The organism is Spirosoma agri (assembly GCF_010747415.1).
Lineage (GTDB): Bacteria > Bacteroidota > Bacteroidia > Cytophagales > Spirosomataceae > Spirosoma > Spirosoma agri.
On the sequence record NZ_JAAGNZ010000002.1, the window covers coordinates 455,942 to 475,592 of the forward strand.

General features: G+C 52.2%; 17 protein-coding genes. 9 read left to right on the top strand and 8 right to left on the bottom strand.

Translation table 11 applies throughout. From position 1 onward, the window contains the following. Positions 1-138: 138 nt before the first annotated feature. The 5 genes from GK091_RS18660 to GK091_RS18680 form a co-directional block, all read right to left on the bottom strand. Positions 139-690: a hypothetical protein gene (locus tag GK091_RS18660; RefSeq protein WP_164041408.1), complete on the bottom strand. Its 552-nt coding sequence runs from the start codon at positions 688-690 to the stop codon at positions 139-141. A gap of 53 nt (positions 691-743) precedes the next feature. After that, positions 744-1,652 carry a 30S ribosomal protein S6--L-glutamate ligase gene (gene rimK / locus GK091_RS18665; RefSeq protein WP_164041409.1) on the bottom strand — a complete coding sequence of 303 codons (909 nt, stop codon included), beginning with the start codon at positions 1,650-1,652 and terminating at the stop codon, positions 744-746. A gap of 71 nt (positions 1,653-1,723) precedes the next feature. Next, entirely contained in the window at positions 1,724-2,212 is a 489-nt protein-coding gene (locus GK091_RS18670) for an ATP-dependent zinc protease family protein (protein ID WP_246202319.1), read from the bottom strand. A gap of 76 nt (positions 2,213-2,288) precedes the next feature. Continuing rightward, on the bottom strand, positions 2,289-3,428 hold the full coding sequence (locus GK091_RS18675) for a DNA polymerase III subunit (protein WP_164041410.1): 1,140 nt from the start codon (positions 3,426-3,428) through the stop codon (positions 2,289-2,291). A 55-nt stretch (positions 3,429-3,483) separates the two neighbouring features. Further along, positions 3,484-4,713 carry a putative sugar nucleotidyl transferase gene (locus GK091_RS18680; RefSeq protein WP_164041411.1) on the bottom strand — a complete coding sequence of 410 codons (1,230 nt, stop codon included), beginning with the start codon at positions 4,711-4,713 and terminating at the stop codon, positions 3,484-3,486. A gap of 147 nt (positions 4,714-4,860) precedes the next feature. On the opposite strand from GK091_RS18680, the gene GK091_RS18685 reads away from it, so the two are divergent. After that, positions 4,861-5,934: a hypothetical protein gene (locus tag GK091_RS18685; RefSeq protein WP_164041412.1), complete on the top strand. Its 1,074-nt coding sequence runs from the start codon at positions 4,861-4,863 to the stop codon at positions 5,932-5,934. A 14-nt stretch (positions 5,935-5,948) separates the two neighbouring features. Here GK091_RS18685 and GK091_RS18690 read toward each other — a convergent pair whose 3' ends face one another. Then, positions 5,949-6,854: a ChaN family lipoprotein gene (locus tag GK091_RS18690; protein ID WP_164041413.1), complete on the bottom strand. Its 906-nt coding sequence runs from the start codon at positions 6,852-6,854 to the stop codon at positions 5,949-5,951. A gap of 146 nt (positions 6,855-7,000) precedes the next feature. On the opposite strand from GK091_RS18690, the gene GK091_RS18695 reads away from it, so the two are divergent. The 8 genes from GK091_RS18695 to GK091_RS18730 all read left to right on the top strand — a co-directional run bounded on the left by GK091_RS18695 (position 7,001) and on the right by GK091_RS18730 (position 14,559). Next, entirely contained in the window at positions 7,001-8,410 is a 1,410-nt protein-coding gene (locus tag GK091_RS18695; RefSeq protein WP_164041414.1) for an ATP-binding protein, read from the top strand. A 112-nt stretch (positions 8,411-8,522) separates the two neighbouring features. Continuing rightward, a complete protein-coding gene (locus GK091_RS18700; protein WP_164041415.1) occupies positions 8,523-10,184 on the top strand; it encodes an FAD-dependent oxidoreductase in 1,662 nt (553 codons plus the stop codon). A 134-nt stretch (positions 10,185-10,318) separates the two neighbouring features. Continuing rightward, positions 10,319-10,591: a UBP-type zinc finger domain-containing protein gene (locus GK091_RS18705; protein WP_164041416.1), complete on the top strand. Its 273-nt coding sequence runs from the start codon at positions 10,319-10,321 to the stop codon at positions 10,589-10,591. Between the two features lie 76 nt (positions 10,592-10,667). Beyond that, positions 10,668-11,849, top strand: a complete 1,182-nt coding sequence (gene egtB, locus GK091_RS18710; RefSeq protein WP_164041417.1) for an ergothioneine biosynthesis protein EgtB — start codon at positions 10,668-10,670, stop codon at positions 11,847-11,849. Continuing rightward, positions 11,816-12,808, top strand: a complete 993-nt coding sequence (gene egtD, locus GK091_RS18715; RefSeq protein ID WP_164041418.1) for an L-histidine N(alpha)-methyltransferase — start codon at positions 11,816-11,818, stop codon at positions 12,806-12,808. Before egtB ends, egtD begins: the two co-directional genes overlap by 34 nt. Before the next feature lie 215 nt (positions 12,809-13,023). Beyond that, positions 13,024-13,635 (top strand): RNA polymerase sigma factor, encoded by a 612-nt coding sequence (locus GK091_RS18720; RefSeq protein ID WP_170312753.1) that lies wholly within the window; start codon positions 13,024-13,026, stop codon positions 13,633-13,635. A 49-nt stretch (positions 13,636-13,684) separates the two neighbouring features. Then, complete coding sequence (locus GK091_RS18725) at positions 13,685-14,023, top strand: hypothetical protein (RefSeq protein WP_164041420.1); 339 nt, start codon at positions 13,685-13,687, stop codon at positions 14,021-14,023. An 89-nt stretch (positions 14,024-14,112) separates the two neighbouring features. Next, positions 14,113-14,559 carry a hypothetical protein gene (locus tag GK091_RS18730; protein ID WP_212592985.1) on the top strand — a complete coding sequence of 149 codons (447 nt, stop codon included), beginning with the start codon at positions 14,113-14,115 and terminating at the stop codon, positions 14,557-14,559. Between the two features lie 132 nt (positions 14,560-14,691). On the opposite strand, the gene GK091_RS18735 is transcribed toward GK091_RS18730, so the two are convergent. Beyond that, entirely contained in the window at positions 14,692-16,224 is a 1,533-nt protein-coding gene (locus GK091_RS18735) for a SusD/RagB family nutrient-binding outer membrane lipoprotein (RefSeq protein ID WP_164041421.1), read from the bottom strand. Positions 16,225-16,270: 46 nt separating this feature from the next. Next, positions 16,271-19,456, bottom strand: coding sequence for a SusC/RagA family TonB-linked outer membrane protein (locus GK091_RS18740; RefSeq protein ID WP_164041422.1), 3,186 nt, complete (start codon positions 19,454-19,456; stop codon positions 16,271-16,273). Positions 19,457-19,651: the final 195 nt, after the last annotated feature.

Below are 19,651 nucleotides of genomic sequence, written 5' to 3' on the forward strand. Positions count from 1 at the left end.
TATGTAGTTGGGAATGCCTGTTGCCATCAGCGCGATTCTGATCGGGTAAAAAAAACTGGTTAGTAACGGGAAAAGTTGTTTAGTGAACGTAACGCGGACTTCCAGTCCGTGTATTCGTATTCGACTATGCGGACCGTACTAAATAACCCACTCTTTCGGCAAAGCCAGCGTTCGGGCGTAATGGGCTGGTGCTGCGGAATGAACCCAGCGCAGTAGTTTATTGATCTCGTCGGCAAATTCAATGTGGTAATCCGGATCGAGTTTGCTGACTTTTTTCAGCACCTGATCCGTACGCTTGGCGATGTACTCTGCTGCTTTGTCGGTGCGGGAATTGTACTTTTGGAGCAGGTGCGCATTGTGGTCGTAAAAGGTATTGAGCATGTCCAGCATCAGATCGACCTCACCGTACTTATCTTTCGTTACCTTCAAATGACGGCTGATGTAGCCGCTGACGGTACGCATGTCCATCATGACCCAACCCGCCGAATCCTGATGTAGATTGGCCGTCCGCCGAATGAACTGCCGGATCAGATCGCGCCGTTCGTCGAGCGTACTACTCTCTTCGACCAGCTCGAACTGGAGTTTTTCGGTCAGCACCGCATCTTTGGCAATGAGCCGAAGCAGGATTTTATCTTTTTCCACGCCCGGCATCCGGACAATGGCTTTCTTAAGTTCGGGATCAATAGGCATCGCTAATGAATTACGGCTGCTAAGTTAACCCATCCTTTCGCATTCGCCATGACCTACACGCCAACCATATCGCCTTCGTCGGCCCGTATTTTCTCTTCGATATAGGCGATGATCTGGTCGGCGACATTGATGCCGGTGGCCGTTTCGAAGCCTTCCAGACCCGGCGATGAGTTGACTTCGAGGACCAGCGGCCCCCGGTCGGAGGGAAGCATATCGACGCCCGCCACTTTCAGGCCAAGGGCGCGGGCCGCTTCGATGGCCGTCTGCTCCTCGTCGGGGGTAAGACGTACCGCAACGGCATTGCCTCCGCGGTGGATATTTGACCGGAATTCGCCCTCTAGTCCCTGGCGTTTCATCGCACCCACGACCCGACCACCAATAACGAACGCTCTGATGTCGGACCCTTTGGCTTCGGCGACGAATTCCTGCACTAAAACGTGTTTTTTCAGCCCGTAGAACGCTTCGATGGTCGATTTGGCCGCCTTCGTCGTTTCGGCCAGCACCACACCGATCCCCTGCGTTCCTTCCAGTAGTTTGATCACTACCGGGGGGCCGCCGACCAGTTCGATGAGCTGCGTAACATTGCCATTTTTCGGGTGATTGGCGAAGACGGTTTTGGGCAAACCAACACCTGCTTTCGACAGCACCTGCAAACTCCGCAGTTTGTTTCGCGATCGGGTAATGGCCTGCGATTTGGCCGTTGTGAAGACTTTCATCATCTCGAACTGCCGCACGATCGCACAGCCGTAGTCCGTAACGGAAGCGCCGATGCGGGGAACAATCGCGTCGAACGGTTCCAGCTCACGGCCTTCGTATAGTACGGATGGCTTGCCGCCCTCAATCATAACCTGGCAGTTCAGGTGATTGACAACCAGTCCCTCATGGCCGCGATCATTGGCCGCCGTTAAGAGTCGCTGGGTAGAATATAAATTCGGATTGGCCGATAAAATGGCAATACGCATTTGTGTAGTGTTTAATAGACGGTGTTGGGGTGGGGCTCAGAAAGGCGATTAACGCTGAGGAATAAACGTGTCTACTCGGGACTGGTGGCGGGTTTAGCGATCGTCGGGCGGTTGCTGGCTTTGGCCGTATAGGACAGATTTTTCTGTGAAACGTCGACGATAAACCGGTTGCGGAGTAGTTTACGGCCTAGTAGAATCGGGTTTTTCAGTTGTTCACGGTCGGCCAGTGTAAATTCGGCCCGGATGGTCCGCCCGAACAGGACAATACGCGTTTGAATCACATACCGTTTTTCGGCCACGCCAAACGAATTACGAATCATTCGCTGGCTGAATTCGTCACTATAAAACCGCTTTACCTTGTCTCCGGTTTTGTCAATTAGCTCAAACCGTAATTTTTGTTTTCCGCCCGCCCTCACGAGTCGAACGTCTTTGCAATGAAGCGCCGACGTGTAGGCACCGGTATCAACTTTAGCCTGTGCATCGAAAAGTTTCAGATCCGGAAAATCGACCAGATCGGTCATGCCAATAACCTGTTTGGGCTTCGGATTTAGGGCGCTCATGCGATCTGTGTACCGTTATGACGTTGCATCGTTGTCGACTAAAGATCGTCACAACCGCGGGTTTGACTGGCGCGTTTCATCGGATCAACCGGCTAAAGGTGAGTGACATGTCAAGCATAATCATTTTGGCTCGGGCATTCCGTTCAAGGTGGTAGGTTGCTTCGTTGAGGTCATTCACGATTCGCTCAATATGATTGATGGTCAATATTTTAGAAAAGTTTTTGACAAAAGCCATTTCATCGTCGGGCAAACGAAGTAACGCGCCCGCTCCCTGTTGCCATAAGAACAGATCGCGGTACAGCCGGATACTGTACTCCAGTAATCCCTTCTGTTTTTCTTTGGTGAAACTGTCAAACTGATCGGCTTGTTTGACCAGCGTGATTAAATCCTGCCGGTAGCAGGTGCGCATCCAGTCGGCAAACCAGGTGTGCCGGTCCGATGTCATGGGCTGATCGGATTCGGTACGACTCAGGTTCAGTCCCACCGACAGATCACCGTCGGCCAGGTAGGCGATCCGACGGGCTGTCGTTTCGTCCAGATTAAGGTGCTGACGCAGGTACGTAGCTACCTCTTCGTCCGTAAACGCCCGAACCGCTATCCGTTGCGTACGCGACAGAATTGTGATCAGTAATTTGTCGGGCTGGTTCGTAACGAGCAGGAACAGCGTCTGCGCGGGGGGCTCTTCGAGTACTTTCAGCAACGCATTGGCCGACGTTACGTTCATCAGTTCAGGGAGCCAGATCAGCATGATTTTGTAAGCCCCTTCGTAGGCTTTCAGTGACAGCTTTTGCAGAATATTCCGGGCTTCTTCGGCGGAAATATTGCCCTGTTTGTTGTCGGCCCCCATTGTTTCGAGCCATTCGGGCAGCGTTCGGTAGGGCTGGTCGAGCAGAAATTTACGCCAGCTGGTCAGATACGCTTCCGAATTTTTTCCTTTGGCCAGATTGGCGACCGGAAAAACCATGTGTAAATCGGGGTGAACGAGTTTCTGGATTTTTATGCAGGACGCACACCGGCCACAGGAGTCGGCATCGGGTTCGCCGGTTCGCTGTTTGTCTTCGCAGTTAACATATTGAGCCAGGGCCAGCGCCAACGATAGGTTTGCACTACCCGCCGGGCCATCGAACAGGAGGGCGTGAGCAAGGTGGTTCGTCTGAACGGCCCTCACCAACAGCTGTTTGGTTTCGGTCTGGCCTATTATTTCTGAAAATTGCATGATCGATTGACCTGCCAGAGCCAGCCGTTGGTGCGGCTCCGTGGTCCTTTACTGGCTAAAAATTGTTCAGCAGGCTAAGGGGCGTTTCGTTATGCGGTCCCAGACGTTCCTGGTTAAAAATCTCCCGTAAAATGCCTGCTTCCTGTTCGTCAAATTCCCGGTCGCGTCGCTTGAACGCTTCGGTCGCTACCTGAATCGCTTTCTCAAGCCGGTAGGTCATGAAACCGTCGATGGCTCCACCCCACGAAAACGAGGGAATGTGTTTGGGGGGCAGCCCACTGCCAAACACGTTGACGTTGACCCCGACAACGGTTCCGGTATTGAACATCGTTCCAATGCCCGCCCGCGTGAAATCGCCCATGAACAACCCACAGAACATGCGTCCCGTATTAACCAGTCTGCGCTCCGCGTAATTGTAAAGCTTGACGTTCGAGTAGTCGTTTTTCAGGTTCGAGGTGTTCGTGCTGGCCCCCAGATTACACCACTCACCTACTACCGAATCGCCGAGATACCCTTCGTGACCTTTCCCGCTGTTGGCAAACAAAATGGAGTTCCCGATTTCGCCCCCAACCTTGCAGTAGGGCCCTGCGCTGGTATTTTTGCGCATTTTACTGTTATAATGCACCATCGTTCCCTCGCCGAACGAACAGGGCCCGATCACAACACTGCCTTCGCTGATGGTCACGTTTTTGCCGATGTAGATGGGACCATCTTCCGCGTTCAGGATAGCGGCCCGGATGGTAGCCCCTTTTTCGATGAACACGTTTTCGGGCGCGTAGCAGTGCGTGAACTGATCCGTGATCGGCTCCGACTGGCGACCGGCGGTAAGCAGCGTAAAGTCGGCCTGAATCTGATTGCCGTTGGCAGCCACTATGCTCCAGAGTTGACGAATCGTCGGCACCGGAGCCGTAAATGTTTCCGTATGTTGCGGTACGTCCACGAGCTGAGCGGCCTCTTCGACGGCATAATCGGTGCGGAGGGCCATCAGCAGTCCGTCGGGCGAAATCAGGCTCTCGCCAATGGACAGCGTATTGATCCGATCAACCAGTTCAGGAGTGGGGCACAAAGCTCCGTTGACGTACAGATTGTCGGTGGTTGTTTGCAGCGGATATTTACCTTTAAGATAGATTTCGGTCAGGAAGGAGGGCGTCGTATTCAGGCGCATCGCCCATTTTTCGGCAATGGTCAGAATACCAACCCGTATCTCGGCGACAGGCCGCGTGAAGGTGAAAGGCAGCAGCGCCGGACGAATGGTCGGATCATCAAAGACTATTAAATTGAACATGCGTAAGAGCAATTATAGGCGCAAATATTCACGCTTAATTTGACAAAAAAGAACGTAATGACCGGTACATTTTTCGCATTCTGACGCAATGGCCCTTTCGTCTGCCCGAATGGATAGAATGTAGCGGATTGAGCGTTTATGAAAACAATGACAGAATTCTCTACGGATTATGGTATAAGAACGATTGCTGGTTTGCAGGATAGCACCGGGTTGTTTCCGTCGTTCCGCAGTAATCCGGCGATTTTCTATCGTCGTCTGGATACCAATATGTTCTTTACCGCCAGTACGGTCTTTGTGTTGCAGTCGTTGCGTTCGGTTCGTTCGCCTGAAAGCCAGCAATTAATAAGCCAGATTTCAGAGAACGCCGAACGAGCCTATGCCCGTTTCCAGAATAAAGATGGGTTGGATACCTATAATTTCTGGCCAACACGCCCATCGCGTCATTTTCCGAACGGCCATATTTTTCGGCATTTCGAGCATTTTCGCATTCCCGACGACATTGACGACACCGCAATGGTGTATCTGACGCAGCGTTCGAACCCGCCCTCCACCGACCGGTTGAACTGGCTTAAAGCAAAGCTGGCCCAGCACGCCAACGGTAGTCAACGCCACCCGATCAAAAATACGTACCCCGATTATCGTACCCTTCGTGCTTACTCGACCTGGTTTGGCAAAAATATGGGTATCGATTTTGATGCCTGTGCATTAAGCAACATCCTATACTGCATCTATCAGTTTAAGCTACCCCGCAACCAGCACGATAGCGACGCTTTGTTGTATCTGCGGTCGGTGGTCGAGTCCGGACGTTATACTGATGAGCCGTTTCGTTGCGCGCCCCATTACGCCCGAGCCTCATTGATCATCTACCACCTGGCGCGGCTTATGGGTGATTTCATGATTCCCGAACTGGAGCCTATACGCGCACGACTCGTTGCGGATGCTGTTCATGAACTAAAAAAAGCCAGCAATCGCATCGAACAAATGATACTGGCCAGCTCGCTGCTGCGCCTGGGCGAAGCGACACCCCGTATCGATACGAACGCCATCGAACGAGAGTTCAGTACGTTTACTTTCTTCATCGCCGGGTTACTCACGGCCTACGAACAACCCTGGCTGCGTCGCTTTGCGGATCGACCACTAATGCAGATGCAATGGCACTGCGAGGCCCACTGCTGGGCACTCGTAACCGAATACAACGACCTGCTGATCAGTGCTGCATGAGGGCCGTATTGTTCTCAGTACGTTTTGGTCATATCGGCTGGAATGGCCAAAATAAAGTCGGCAAGCTTAGTCCCTTCGACGGTAGGTTTGTCGATATCGGCCATCTCGACAGAGGAAAGCGTTACGATCTTAAGGTCAGGCCGTTGCTGGCGCAGATACCAGACAATGCCGTCGAAGTTTTTGGAATGATAGTCGCCGTTTACGTGCAGGAGTGTCTGACCGGCTTTCAGATTCTGTACAATAAAGTAGGCCATGGTCGCATCTTTGATGGCCTGAGCGCGCGCAAAATTAGCGGCTGGGCTACTGGCTTTGGTATCGGTGGTTGTCGTTTGCGTTGACGGGTTGCTGCCGCCGTGCGACTCCATCATATCGAGCATGGCTTTGTAGCCGGGTAAGGTAAGGTCCACCGTAAGCGGTAGCGGAGCCATTTGCTTCTTGGCTTCTGCCGGAAGCGTGTCCAGCGCGGCCAGTCCTTTGCGGGCAACCAGCGTGGCATATTTACGCGGCACATTGGTGGCAATGAACGGAATTTTCTGCTCGCGGGCGAAGTTGACAATGGGGCTGTAATCGGTGTCGAAGTTAGGCCATAACCGGGCCTGCGCAGCCAGTTCTTTGCTGGTCGTTCGTCCCTGCACGAAGTCGTTGAGCGCCGTTTGGTTATCGGCCTCGAACATCTCAGCTCCCAGTACCAGCGCGCCATTTTTGGCTGATTGTAAATCTTTCGTCAACTGAAGTTCAAGCCAGTGGCAGATGGGGTTATTGTGCAGCTCACCGAACAATACAACATCGGCATCGGTCGCCTGACGGACGAGCTTTGCGTAGGTTTTGGTTTTCAGGTCGGGGCCGTAAAGGCGATAAGCGGGCTTGTCGGGTCGGAAGGCGACAGCAAACAGGCAGAGCAGAAGCAGGACAGTGCGCATCTTGACGAGAGGCTGTATATCAGAAAAAACGTATATATTGAACGATCAATGCCTGGTTGGCGGTCGTAATTTACGCCCAGTGCTTTTCTGTAGCTAATCAAGTTCGTAATTAGTTGCCTATTGCCCATCAACGTTCGCGCGTAGCCATGACACGTCTAGAAACCCTTCGTCAGTTTTCACTTTTCGATCTTGTGCCCGACGAGCAGGTGCAGTGGCTCATTGATCAGTCCGAAGAAATAAGTCTGCCCGGAGAGCATACGATCTTGCATGCGGGGGATTTTGTAGAGTACATGATGCTGCTCCTGGAGGGGCGGATTCGTGTCGATACGGGCACATCCGGGTCGGGTGAGGAAATTCTGATCTACGAACCGAAGTCGGTGCTGGGGGTACTGCCTTATTCCCGCATTCAGACCATCCGAAACCGAATCATTACCGACAAACCATCACGCATACTCCGGCTTCATCGCGACAAACTGCGTGAACTGGCCCAGACCCAGTATGAACTGACCGAAGCTCTTGTTCATCAGATGACGACGCGGGTCCGGGATTTTACGAAACTGGCGCAGCAGACCGATAAACTGGCGTCGCTTGGTCGCCTGTCGGCGGGGCTGGCTCACGAGCTGAACAACCCCGTGTCAGCCGTTGTGCGCTCAGTCGATACGCTGAGTACTCATTTGCGGGCCACGCCCGAATCGTTCAAGACCGTGATGAGCCTCGATCTGGCCAACGACCAGGTCGATTGTGTGCAGGAAGTGTTTTTTAAGAAAATGGACCAGCAGACAGCCGGCGAAACGCGTCCGCTCACACTACTCGAACGCACCAGTTTGGAAGATGATCTGACCGACTGGCTGGACGATCACGCGATTGATGACAGCATGGATCTGGCCGGTCCACTGGTGGATTACGGCTTTACGGTCGATGATCTGGATTGGCTGCTGGAGAAAATCGGTGACGAGAACCTGGCAGGGGTTACCAACTGGATCGTCAATAATCTGGTGACCGAGAAACTGGTTTCGGACATCAGCGAGGCTTCTAAACGGATATCAACGCTGATCGGCTCTATCAAAAATTATACCCACATGGATCGGGGCGGTGGTAAAGAACAGGTACTGCTCGCCGAAGGTATTCGTAGCACCATTACGCTGCTGAACCACAAAATCAAAAGCAAACACATTGATCTGTCGATTCTTATCCCGGACGATCTGCCGGTCGTTTGCGGCTGGCCGGGCGAGCTGAATCAGGTCTGGACAAATTTGATCGACAACGCCATCGACGCGCTGCCCGATGGGGGTAAAATCGAAATCAGCAGTCAACCCGACCGGCGATCTGATGGGTCGGAGTTCGTTCTGACCACCATTACCGACAACGGCACGGGTATTCCGGAAGACATTCAGGATAAAATATTCGAGCCGTTTTTTACGACCAAGGAAATAGGCAAAGGAACCGGCCTTGGCCTCGACATTGTAAAGGGTATCGTTGACCACCACAATGGCTCGATCAAGCTGAAATCGGTGCCGGGCCATACAGCGTTCAGCATTTGTTTGCCAACTCAATAACTATCCAATGAGAAGACTACTCGCTGACCGTTGATTCATAGCCGTATCTCAGAGGTACGGCGTATGAATCAACGGTCAGCGAGTAGTCCCAAGCTTTCCCTCTTTTATCTCCATGAAGCTACCGATCATTTTTTCTATCGACGACGACCAGCAGGTGTTGAAAGCCATTCAGCATGATCTGCGGCAGCAATACCGTAAAAAATACCGCATTCTGTGTACCAGTTCGGCGCAGGAGGCTCTTGATTCGTTACCCGAGCTAAAGAAAAAAGGGGAGGAGGTGGCCCTGTTTCTCTCCGATCAGCGAATGCCCGCCATGAGTGGCGTCGAATTTCTGTCGCAGGCCCGTAAACTATTTCCCAACGCGAAACGGGCGCTGCTGACGGCGTATTCGGACATCGATGCGGCCATTCGCGCGATCAACGAGGTGCAACTGGATTATTACATTGCCAAACCCTGGGACCCGCCCGAAGAAAAATTATATCCCGTACTCGACGACCTGCTCAGTGACTGGCAGTCGGACTACCGGCCCTCATACGGCGGCTTGAAACTGGTTGGTTATCAGTTTTCGCCCCGCTCGCATGACCTGAAAGATTTCCTGGCGGGCAATCTGTTCCCGTACCAGTGGCTTGATATCGAAGGTGATCCGCAGGCGCAGGCATTGCTCGATCTGCACGGCATCGATCGCAGTAATCTGCCTGCTATTGTGTTTGAAGACGGAACGACCCTAACGCAGCCCACCATCGGTGATCTGGGCGAAAAGCTGGGTTTGCAGCCTAAAGCAACGCAGAGTCTGTATGATCTGGCCATTATCGGCGCGGGGCCTGCCGGACTGGCGGCTGCGGTGTACGGTGGTTCGGAAGGGTTGAAAACGATTCTGGTCGACAAACGGGCCCCCGGCGGACAGGCAGGTACGAGCTCGCGGATTGAAAACTACCTGGGCTTTCCCAATGGCCTCAGCGGTGCTGATCTGACACGCCGGGCCATTACGCAGGCGCAGCGGTTCGGTGTTGAGTTTCTGGCTCCGCAGGAAGTTGTTTCCATCAGACCACAGGGTTTGTACAAGCACATCAGAATGGCCGACGGCAGCGAGATCGTGACGCGGGCCATTGTGCTGAGCACAGGTGTATCGTACCACAAACTGGAAAACGAAAGTCTCGACAAATTTACGAGTGCGGGCGTTTACTATGGAGCGGCCACAACCGAAGCCTACGCGTTCAAAGGTAAACCGGTCTACATTGTTGGGGGCGGTAATTCAGCGGGGCAGGGAGCCATGTATCTGTCGAGAACGGCATCGGAGGTGTTCATCTGCGTACGTCGTCCAGACCTGACTGAAACCATGTCGCAGTACCTGGTCGACCAGATTGAACAGACACCGAACATCAAGGTGTTGGGCTGTACGGAAGTCGTTGAGGGACTAGGTAAGGAACGGCTGGAATGCCTGGTACTGGAAAACATGGACACGCACGAACGCCAAACCGTGAATGCCGCCGGGCTATTCATATTCATCGGGACAAAGCCACTGACCGACTGGATCGAAATGGATATTCTCAAAGATCCGAAAGGGTTTATTGCGACGGGTCGCGATCTGGCCAAATACGCCGATTTTAAGAAAGTCTGGAATCACGATCGAGAGCCATACCTGCTCGAAACATGCAGCGCGGGTATTTTCGCAGCGGGCGACGTACGAGCTGGCGCGATGAACCGCGTAGCCTCAGCCGTGGGCGAAGGCGCGATGGCGGTCAGCTTCGTTCACAAATACCTGGCCGATAACTAAATAGTCTTTTTTGCAAAGGGTGTTTCATATGCCGTATCTTCAAGATACGGCATATGAAACACCCTTTGCAAAAAAGACTCTACGTATAGCACCTTCCTCTATTAACAGATAGACAAGTCTTTTCTCCGAATCGTATGGCTCAACAAACAACCTGCGGGCACTTGGCTGCGCTGACCGAGATCAAAACCACCGATGAGTACGTGTGTGAAGAATGCATCAAAACCGGTAGTTCGTGGGTGCATTTGCGTACCTGCCAGACCTGCGGCAAAACGCACTGCTGCGACTCGTCACCTAACAAACACGCGACCAAGCACTTTCACCACAGTGCTCATCCCGTTGTGTCTTCAGCTGAACCCGGCGAGCGATGGGTCTGGTGTTACGTTGACGAACAAATGGCAGGATACTAAACAAGGTGCATGGTTTATGGTTAGTAATTTGTAATTGTCTATAGACTTCATCACACTACTAATCATAAACCAGTAAATGATTGCTGAACAAACGCTTACTGCGCAATACGTCCAGGTTCGAATGCACTCCGAAGCCATTTGCCGGGGGCTGGAAACGGAGGATTACGTTGTGCAACCCATTGCCGATGTCAGTCCTCCTAAATGGCACATGGGCCACACGACATGGTTCTGGGAGACGTTTGTCCTGATTCCCAATGCGCCCGGCTATCGTCTTTTTCACGACGATTTCAGCTACGTTTTCAACAGCTATTACGAAACCGTTGGCAAGCGCGTTCTGCGTACCGATCGGGGTAACATGAGTCGGCCGACCGTTGCGGGCGTCTATGCGTATCGTGCTTACGTGGACGAGCACATGGGCCGGTTTCTGGATACGGCCGATCTATCCCCCGACCTTTACGCACTCATCCTGCTTGGTCTGAACCACGAGCAGCAGCACCAGGAACTCCTTATCACGGACATCAAGTATATTCTGGGCCATAATCCATTGCTTCCGGCTATTGAGATGCCACTTACTCGTTTCGAGGAAGGGCGTAATGATGAGGCAAAAGACATAATCCTTTCCGAAGGCATCTACACCATCGGTTATCAGGATACCGGCCAGGAAGGTGGCTCGTTCTGCTTCGATAATGAGCTGGATCGACACAACGTTTATCTGAACAAAACTACGTTAACAGGTAGTTTGACCACCAATGGCGAATACCTGGAATTTATGGAAGCGGGGGGCTACCAGAATTTCAGGTATTGGTTTGCCGACGGCTGGGCCTGGGTTAATGCCAACGGTATTTTGGCTCCGTTGTATTGGCACAAAATTGACGGAGTATGGTGGAATTATACCTTCGATGGGTTGGTGCCTGTCGATATAAACGAGCCAGTCTGTCACGTTAGCCAGTACGAAGCCGATGCGTATGCCCGTTGGAAAGGTCAGCGCTTACCGACTGAATTTGAATGGGAAGCCGCAGCCAGTGAGCTGAACTGGGGGACTCGCTGGGAGTGGACTAATTCGGCCTATCTGCCTTATCCCGGTTTCTCAACCGCCGAAGGAGCCGTAGGCGAATACAATGGTAAGTTTATGAGTGGGCAGATTGTGCTGCGTGGTGCTTCGGTGGCTACACCCGACGGGCATTCGCGACCAACGTACCGCAATTTTTTTCAACCTGACAAACGATGGCAGTTCACGGGAATACGCTTGGCGAAGTAATAGAAAATGACCTCGATGCTGCATTAGCCAGCGAAGTGAAAACTGGCCTGGTACAAACACCAAAGCGTTTATCATCCCGGTTTTTTTATGATGCCGAAGGCAGTCGGATCTTTCAGGAAATCATGCATTGTCCTGAGTATTATCTGACCCGCTCGGAGTACGAAATTCTGGAAACGTATAAGGCGGATCTGCTTAACCTGTTTGCGCCCGATCAACGCGCATTCGATCTGGTCGAATTGGGGGCGGGTGACGGGCTGAAAACGAAGATTCTGCTTGGTTTTTTTGCGGGACAACAGGCTGATTTCGCTTATGCACCGGTCGATATTTCGGCTGATGCACTCGATGGGTTGGTTGTCGACGTTCGCAAGCAGTGGCCTGATCTTCAGCTTAAACCGCAACACGACGATTACTTTAATTCGCTCCGGCAGTTATCGACGGAATCCGATGCCCGACGCGTCGTCTTGTTCTTGGGATCGAACATCGGTAATTTTGCGCCCGATGAAGCGGTCGATTTTTATAGTCAGCTTCACGACCGACTGTTACCGGGTGACATTGTCCTGACCGGTTTCGATCTGCAAAAGAATCCGGCTGTCATTCACGCGGCTTACAACGACCGGGGGGGGCTAACGCGAGACTTCAATCTCAATCTGCTCCGGCGTATCAACCACGATCTTGACGCCACATTCGATCTGGACGCGTTCGATCATTACGAAACCTATAACCCAGAAACGGGTGAAGCACGGTCCTATCTGGTAAGTCAGAAACCGCAAACGGTCGACATCAAGACTCTGGACATGACCGTACCGTTCGAGGATGGCGAAATTATTCATACCGAAATATCGCGCAAGTTTACCCGCGTTCAGATCGCGCAACTCGCCCAGCGAACCGGATTCTCGGTTACGGGCTGGTTTACAGACAGTAAAGGGTACTTCGCCGATGTGGTTTTTGTCCGGCAGTAAGCATACGGAATTTTTTTGGAATGGCGTTGAGTTTCTGAACTCAGCGCCTTTTTTTTTAGATTTGAGCTACACCTTTCAACCTTTTGTCTGCTATTTCCGCCCTTCATCCCATTATCGTCATCGTTCGGCACCCGCCGTAAAATATTTTCCTTCTGATTCCGACTACCCTTTTATAAGGATACTGGCCATTGACCAGTCAGAACGTGAATACAACTTTGATAAATCGACCAGCATCAAACACCAAAGCTACTGAGCGTACGCAGGACACGCCCCAGACGCTTGGTGAAACGGTCCGCAAAGAGCGCGGTCGATTGCTGGCGTTTATTCGCCGACGACTGCCCGATCCCGATGAGGCCGAGGATGTATTGCAGGATGTATTCGTTGAACTGACGGAGGCTTACCAGTTGGCCAAACCGATCGAACGGGTTGCGTCGTGGCTGTTTTCGGTAGCGCGAAACAAGATTAGCGATTGGTACCGTAAAAGCCAGCCGAATGGGGTACGTACCGTTTCGCTCGATTCGTCGGACTATTCCGATGACGATGAGGGCCCCGTGCTGGGTGAGTGGCTGGCTGTAGCCGACGATTCGAGTCCGGAGAGTGAATTTTTTCGCGAAACGCTGATGGATGCGCTAACCGATGCCCTTGCTGAATTACCCGCTGATCAGCGCGATGTGTTCGTGCAGCACGAGCTGGAGGGGCGGAGTTTTAAAGACATGGCCGATGAGCGGGGTGTTTCGGTCAATACGTTGCTATCGAGGAAACGGTATGCGGTCCTGCACCTCCGCGAACGATTGCAGGATTTGTACGATGATTTCTTTGATGACTAGCCAAGTTGGTAGAGTCGATTACTAAGTCAACAAGTAACTGGTAAAAGTCATGATGATCGTAAAAGGAATTGGTTTTGCTTTATTGGGTATTGGGTTCTTTTTGTTGATAACCTACCTTGTGATGCGACTCTGGAACTGGCTCGTTCCGTCGCTGTTCAATGGTCCCCGACTGCGGTTTGTACAGGCACTGGGTTTGTTCGTTCTGGTCCGGCTGCTGGTTGGCTTCGGTGGTCACGGTAGCTTCGGGCACAGTGGACGCTTTGGTCAGCATAATCATTGGAAACATAACGGTTCGGAACGTAGCTGGCATCCGGATCGGTCAGCGCGTGACGAACAACGGATAAAACCAACTGAACCAGCGCCTGAGTCGAACCAAGAAAGAGAATAAAGGGCAAGGTTGGTCTGCCAACGCTACCCAACTAACTTTAATCAGCCCGATGAAAACGGTTTGCCGTTGTGATCGGGCTAAACGTGATAATGAGAAAATTCTGGTTTCGCCGGGGATTACGTTTCCTCGGCTTCGCACTAGTGTTCGTTGGTCTGATGGGGTTCGTCGTTATGGCGCTCTGGAACGCATTGTTGCCGACCATTCTGGGCGTAGCGACAATCAGTTTCTGGCAGGCATTGGGGTTACTGGTGTTAAGCCGAATTCTGTTTGGTGGATTTGGCCCCCGTGGATTCGGGGGGCGCGGATTCCGTAACGGTAACGAGCGTAACGACGCTGAGTGGGGCGGTGGTTTCGGGGCCAGTCGGCACGAATGGAAACAGAAAATGGCCGAGCGCTGGGAGCAGATGACGCCCGAACAGCGCGATCAGATGAAAAAACAATGGCGCGACCGATGCCGTAGTTGGGGACGTGGTCGGTGGGGGAGTCAGAAAAATGATGATCCCGATAAAGGCGAGTCTAAACCGACTGCTTTCTAATATGAATTATAGAAAAGACGGAACCCAGCCACTACGACTGGGTTCCGTCTTCGCTACTGAAAACGCTGGACGTCGATTTATACGCCATATTTTAGAAATATGGCGTATAAATCGACGTCCAGCGTTTATGATTTACTGCTTATCCCACCAGACGCGCGTATCCAGGTTGTCAGGCCCTTGACGGTTGACCGCTTCCTGCCGTTTTGCCGCATTGACCGACTGCTCGGAATCCGGATAACTTAGGCGATTGATGAAGTTGCCCTTGATTTCTTTACCCGGATACGGATTCGGGGTCAGCGTCGGGAAGCCACTCCGCCGAAAGTTAGCGAATACTTCAGGACCATTCAGGAAAGCGGCAATCCAGTATTGCGTATTGATCAGCTCCAGTCCTTTGGCGGCTACGTATGGATTCTTCTGTAAATAAGCCGCAATATTGGCGTCGGATACCAACGACGAAGCATCATAATCTCCGAGCTGCTTCATGTGTGCCGTTACGCCCGCATTGTAGAAATCAGCAGCACTGCCCGTCGTCCAGGTGCGTTGGGCCGCTTCGGCCAGCAGAAGCTGTGTTTCGGCGTAGGTCACGAGGTAGCAGGGGGCAAACTGACTTCCCATCCGGGTCCGATCCAGCTGTGAATAATCGTAGAAACTAGCCAGTCCATCGGCTATGGCCCTGGCACCAACTGTGCCATTGTCATACCCAAGTGGCATACCAATCTGTACATCCGCCGTACGAACCGCTTTGGCCGGTAGTTGCTCGGCACCACTCTTAGCCCCTACATACCGCACCGCAATCGATGCTAGCCGGGGATCGGCGGTCGATTTCAAATACGAAACAAAATTACTGGTCAGGTAATAGTTGGCCGCTTCGGTCGAGTTGAGCGTGGCTCCCACCGAGTTGGTGAAATTGGCGTTATGCCGAACGACGAAGTTATCTGCGTTCGATTGCATCACTCCACCCGCTACGGCCTTCTGTACCGTCGATTGAGCCAGCGTTGGGTTGACTTTCGACAGGCGCATGCCAGCCCGGAGCAGGAGCGAGTAACCGGTCTTTCTCCACTTGGCTATGTCACCACCAAACATGATATCGCCCGCTTCAGTGGCTTTGGTCGCGTCCAGACCCGCCGTCGCTTCGGTAAGCTCCTTGATGACGTCGTTATAAATGCTTTCCTGCGTATCGTACTTGGGCAATACGTTGGAACTTAGATACCCGACACCCGCTTCGGAGTAGGGAACGTCGCCATAAGTGTCCGTCAGTACGATAGCGGTGTGAGCCTTCAGAATCCGCATCATGTTGTAGAGATTGGTCCGGCTGGCATCAGTTTGGGTTTTCGCAATACCATCGACCAGGTAGCGCATGTTGTCCCGGTAGAAACGTTGCCAGATGGCCGCATTGGAGCCACTTACACCCCGGTTATCGACGTTGAAGTTCCCGCCCTGGGTGATGCCCGAGTTTGGCGAAAACATCTGCTGAACAATCGCTTCCTCAAAGATGAGGATCGATGCCGGAAATGAACTATTGACAATAGCATTATTGAAGGTATACACGGGATTGATGGCGGTGGCGGCCGCCGGGTTCACATTCAATTGGTCGAACCCTTTTTCGCAACTGCTCATCCAGCCGAGCAGGGCCAAAAGACCAATAGTGAGCGTTATTTTTTTCATGAGATGTCTAGTATCGAAGCCGGTAGCTGATCGCTATGGACTTAGGTTAAAATTTAACGTTCAGGTTGAAACCGATGCTGCGTGTCGTAGGTAAACCCGTCGATTCAAGACCAACCAGGTTGTCGGAACTGAACCCGAATTGTTCGGGGTCGATATTTGGCACCCATTTCTTCAGAATCGCGACGTTATTGGCGACCGCGCTTAAGCGTATGCCTTTGATGAATAACGTTTTAGGTAAGAATTTAGTGAAGTCGTAGCCGAGGCTGATCTGGCGGAGTTTCCATAGACCAGCGTCGTAAACAACCTGCTCACCAAGGGCTTTGGAACGACCTACCGAATAATAATCCTGTACAAAGGCCCGAACGGCGTTTGTTTCCCCGTTAGCGTTCACACCGACGCCCACCATTTTGTTGTCGGCATCACCTCGGCCCACCAGCGTTTCTTTCTGTAAACCGTGCCGGAACGCGTTCAGGTTGGTACCCGAGATCATTTTGCCGCCCAGTTTGAAGTCGATCAGGAACGATAGGTTTATGCCTTTGTAATTGAACGTATTGGTAATGCCACCCGTGTATTTAGGCAAGGCCGAACCGAACGAAATTGGTGCTGCGGTGCGGTTTGGCAGGCCATCGCTACCGTGAATAATGCGGCCCTGTGCGTCGCGGGCGTATCCGTAGGAATACAATTGTCCTAACTCTTCGCCGACAACCTGCCGCAGATCACCAACGTAAACGCCGGTGCCAACAACGATTTGCTCACCAGGAACGTCAGTCAGTAATTTGAGGAGTTTCGTTTTATTATACGCCCCGTTCAGCGTTACATCCCAGAAGAAATTTTTCGTCCGGATGGGCGAGAGGTTGATCAGTAATTCAACGCCCTGATTCTGGCTTTTTCCGTTGTTGATCAGAATATTCGTGTAGCCCGATGCGTCGGACGATTGAGCGGCAACGATCTGATCGCTCGTGATTTTCCGATACACGGCCAGATCGACGCCAACCCGGTTGTTGAATAGTTTTAACTCCAGTCCTACTTCGGTTTCGGCCGTCCGGCTTGGTTTCAGGGTTGCGCTCGGAACGGTGTTCGAGGTGATATTCCCCACTGGTTGACCAGCACCCGCCGGGTTCGGGAATAAGTTGGCGTTGGTGGCGTAGAACAGTCCGTTCGAGTAGGGGCCAACGTCCCCATCGCTACCGACTTCTGCATAAGCTGCCCGGAATTTCCCGAAATTCAGCCAGGGGGGCAGGTTGTTGAAGGCTTGCGAAAAGACGAAGCTACCGGTCAACGATGGATACAGGATGCTGCGGTTGGCGGGTGCCAGGGTCGAAAACCAGTCATTCCGGGCGGTAGCATTCAGGTAAATGAAATCCTTGTAAGAGAACTCAGCGGCTGCGTATAGCGAGTTGACTTTGCGCTCGCTTGGGCTGTAGACGGGATCTTTAACGCGTGAATTCTGAACCGTATACAGTCCCCGAACGATAAAATCGGTACCCAGTACGCTATTCAGATCACTCCGGCGATACAACTGGTTACCACCGGCGGTGACATCAATCCCAAAGACGCCAAATTTATGATTGGCACCGATCAGAAAGTCGGTGTTCAGCTCTCGGAACCGACGGGTTTCCTGCACGTAGTTACCATTGACAAAACCCGCTGGAGCAGCCGCTAACGAAGCCGCACCCGTTGGGAAATTGTAATCCTGATCACGCGACCAGTAATCCTGACCGATCCGTCCCTGTACGTATAACCAGTCGGTTACGTTATACCGGGCCGATAAATTACCGAACAGACGATCCCGACGGATATTTTCAAATTTGTAACTCATTGAAAAATAAGGATTTGTCCGGTTCATGAACCGCGACCAGATATACTCGTTGCCAGTTGCCGGATTTATCTGATTGGCTTCGAGCAGGTCCAGCGGCATTGAGTTCGCTAGTGTGTACAGCACAGTAGGCATACTGTTGTCCTGCTGGGCTATCTGGGGTGGGTTTTTGTTCAGCTCGTTCGAATAGTTGATCGTCCCCGTTACCGATAAGCGGGCTGACAGATTGTAGCTGAAGCCCAGGTTGATGGTTTTCCGGCTGAAAGTATTGTTTGGCGTAATACCTTTGTTATCCAGATTCGATAGTGACAGATTTAGACCACCTTTCTCGTTACCCGTAGAAATGGCGACGGAGTTTGTCCAGGTCGATCCTTCCCGATAGAATTGGCCGATGTGGTTGCGAATCGGAACATACGGTACCGTTATGCCCCCGAACAGAACCTGTGACTGGCCGGCAAACTTCTCGCCAAAGCTCCACACGCCCGAGGTTGGGTTAGGCGCCGAAGGCCGAACTCCGTATTCGCCCTGCCCGTATTCGTACTGGTAGTCCGTATAATCCAGCGCGTGATCAGTCGTATAGTTGCTGTTGTACGTTACGCCAATACCCTGACCCGTACCTTTGGTTTTGGTCGTGATCATGATCACGCCATCCTTTGCTCGAGAGCCGTAAAGGGCCGCAGCGGTGCCGCCTTTCAGTACGGTCATGCCTTCAATATCGTCCGGATTGATCGACGACAGGCCGTCGCCACCGTCGGAGTAGTTGGAGCCCCGGTTGGCAATCGAGGCATCGCTACCGTTATTACCGTTGTTCTGGCCGAAATTGGTGTTATCGATCGGCACACCATTGACAACGATGAGCGGGCTGTTCTGCCCCGAAAAGGACGACTGACCCCGAATCCTGATTTTGCTGGTTCCGGCTGCACCCGTGCCCAGGCCGGAAATATTCACCCCCGCAATTTTTCCTTGCAGGGCGTTCATAAAGTTAACCGTACGGTTGGTCGTCACCTGTTCGGGGTTCACAATGGCAGTAGCGTACCCTAACCGTTTGGATTCTTTTTTGATACCTAACGCCGTTACGACGACTTCGCCTAAACTTTGCTCCGCTTCCTGAAGCGTAACGGTCAACTGTGTTTGATTCCCGACATCGATGGTGCGTCCCGTATAGCCGATTGCGCTAAATACTAACGTCGAACTGGCCGGTACGCTCAGGGAAAAGCCGCCGTTCCCATCGGTGGTTGTACCCAATTGTGTATTTCTGACCAGGATATTCACGCCCGGAATGGCCTGTTGGTCTTTTCCAGACACGACGCGCCCTGTTACTCGTCGATCCTGGGCCTGTGCTACTGTCGTGAGCAGAAAAATGGCCCAGAGCAGCAAACCAGATGACCAGACCTTGGTGTGTAAGTGGTGTTTCATAAGAGGTAAGGGGTTTATAAACTGACTCTGTATTTAAATAAAACAAAATAATCTTGATCAGTTTCAATGCGAATAAAAGTGTCTTTCTGACATCTTCTACTATAGTTGTTAAGTATTTATACTATGGTTTGTGTATTTTACCGTTAAAACGCGAAGAAGCCCGACCATTTGGCCGGGCTTCTTCGCGTTTTAACG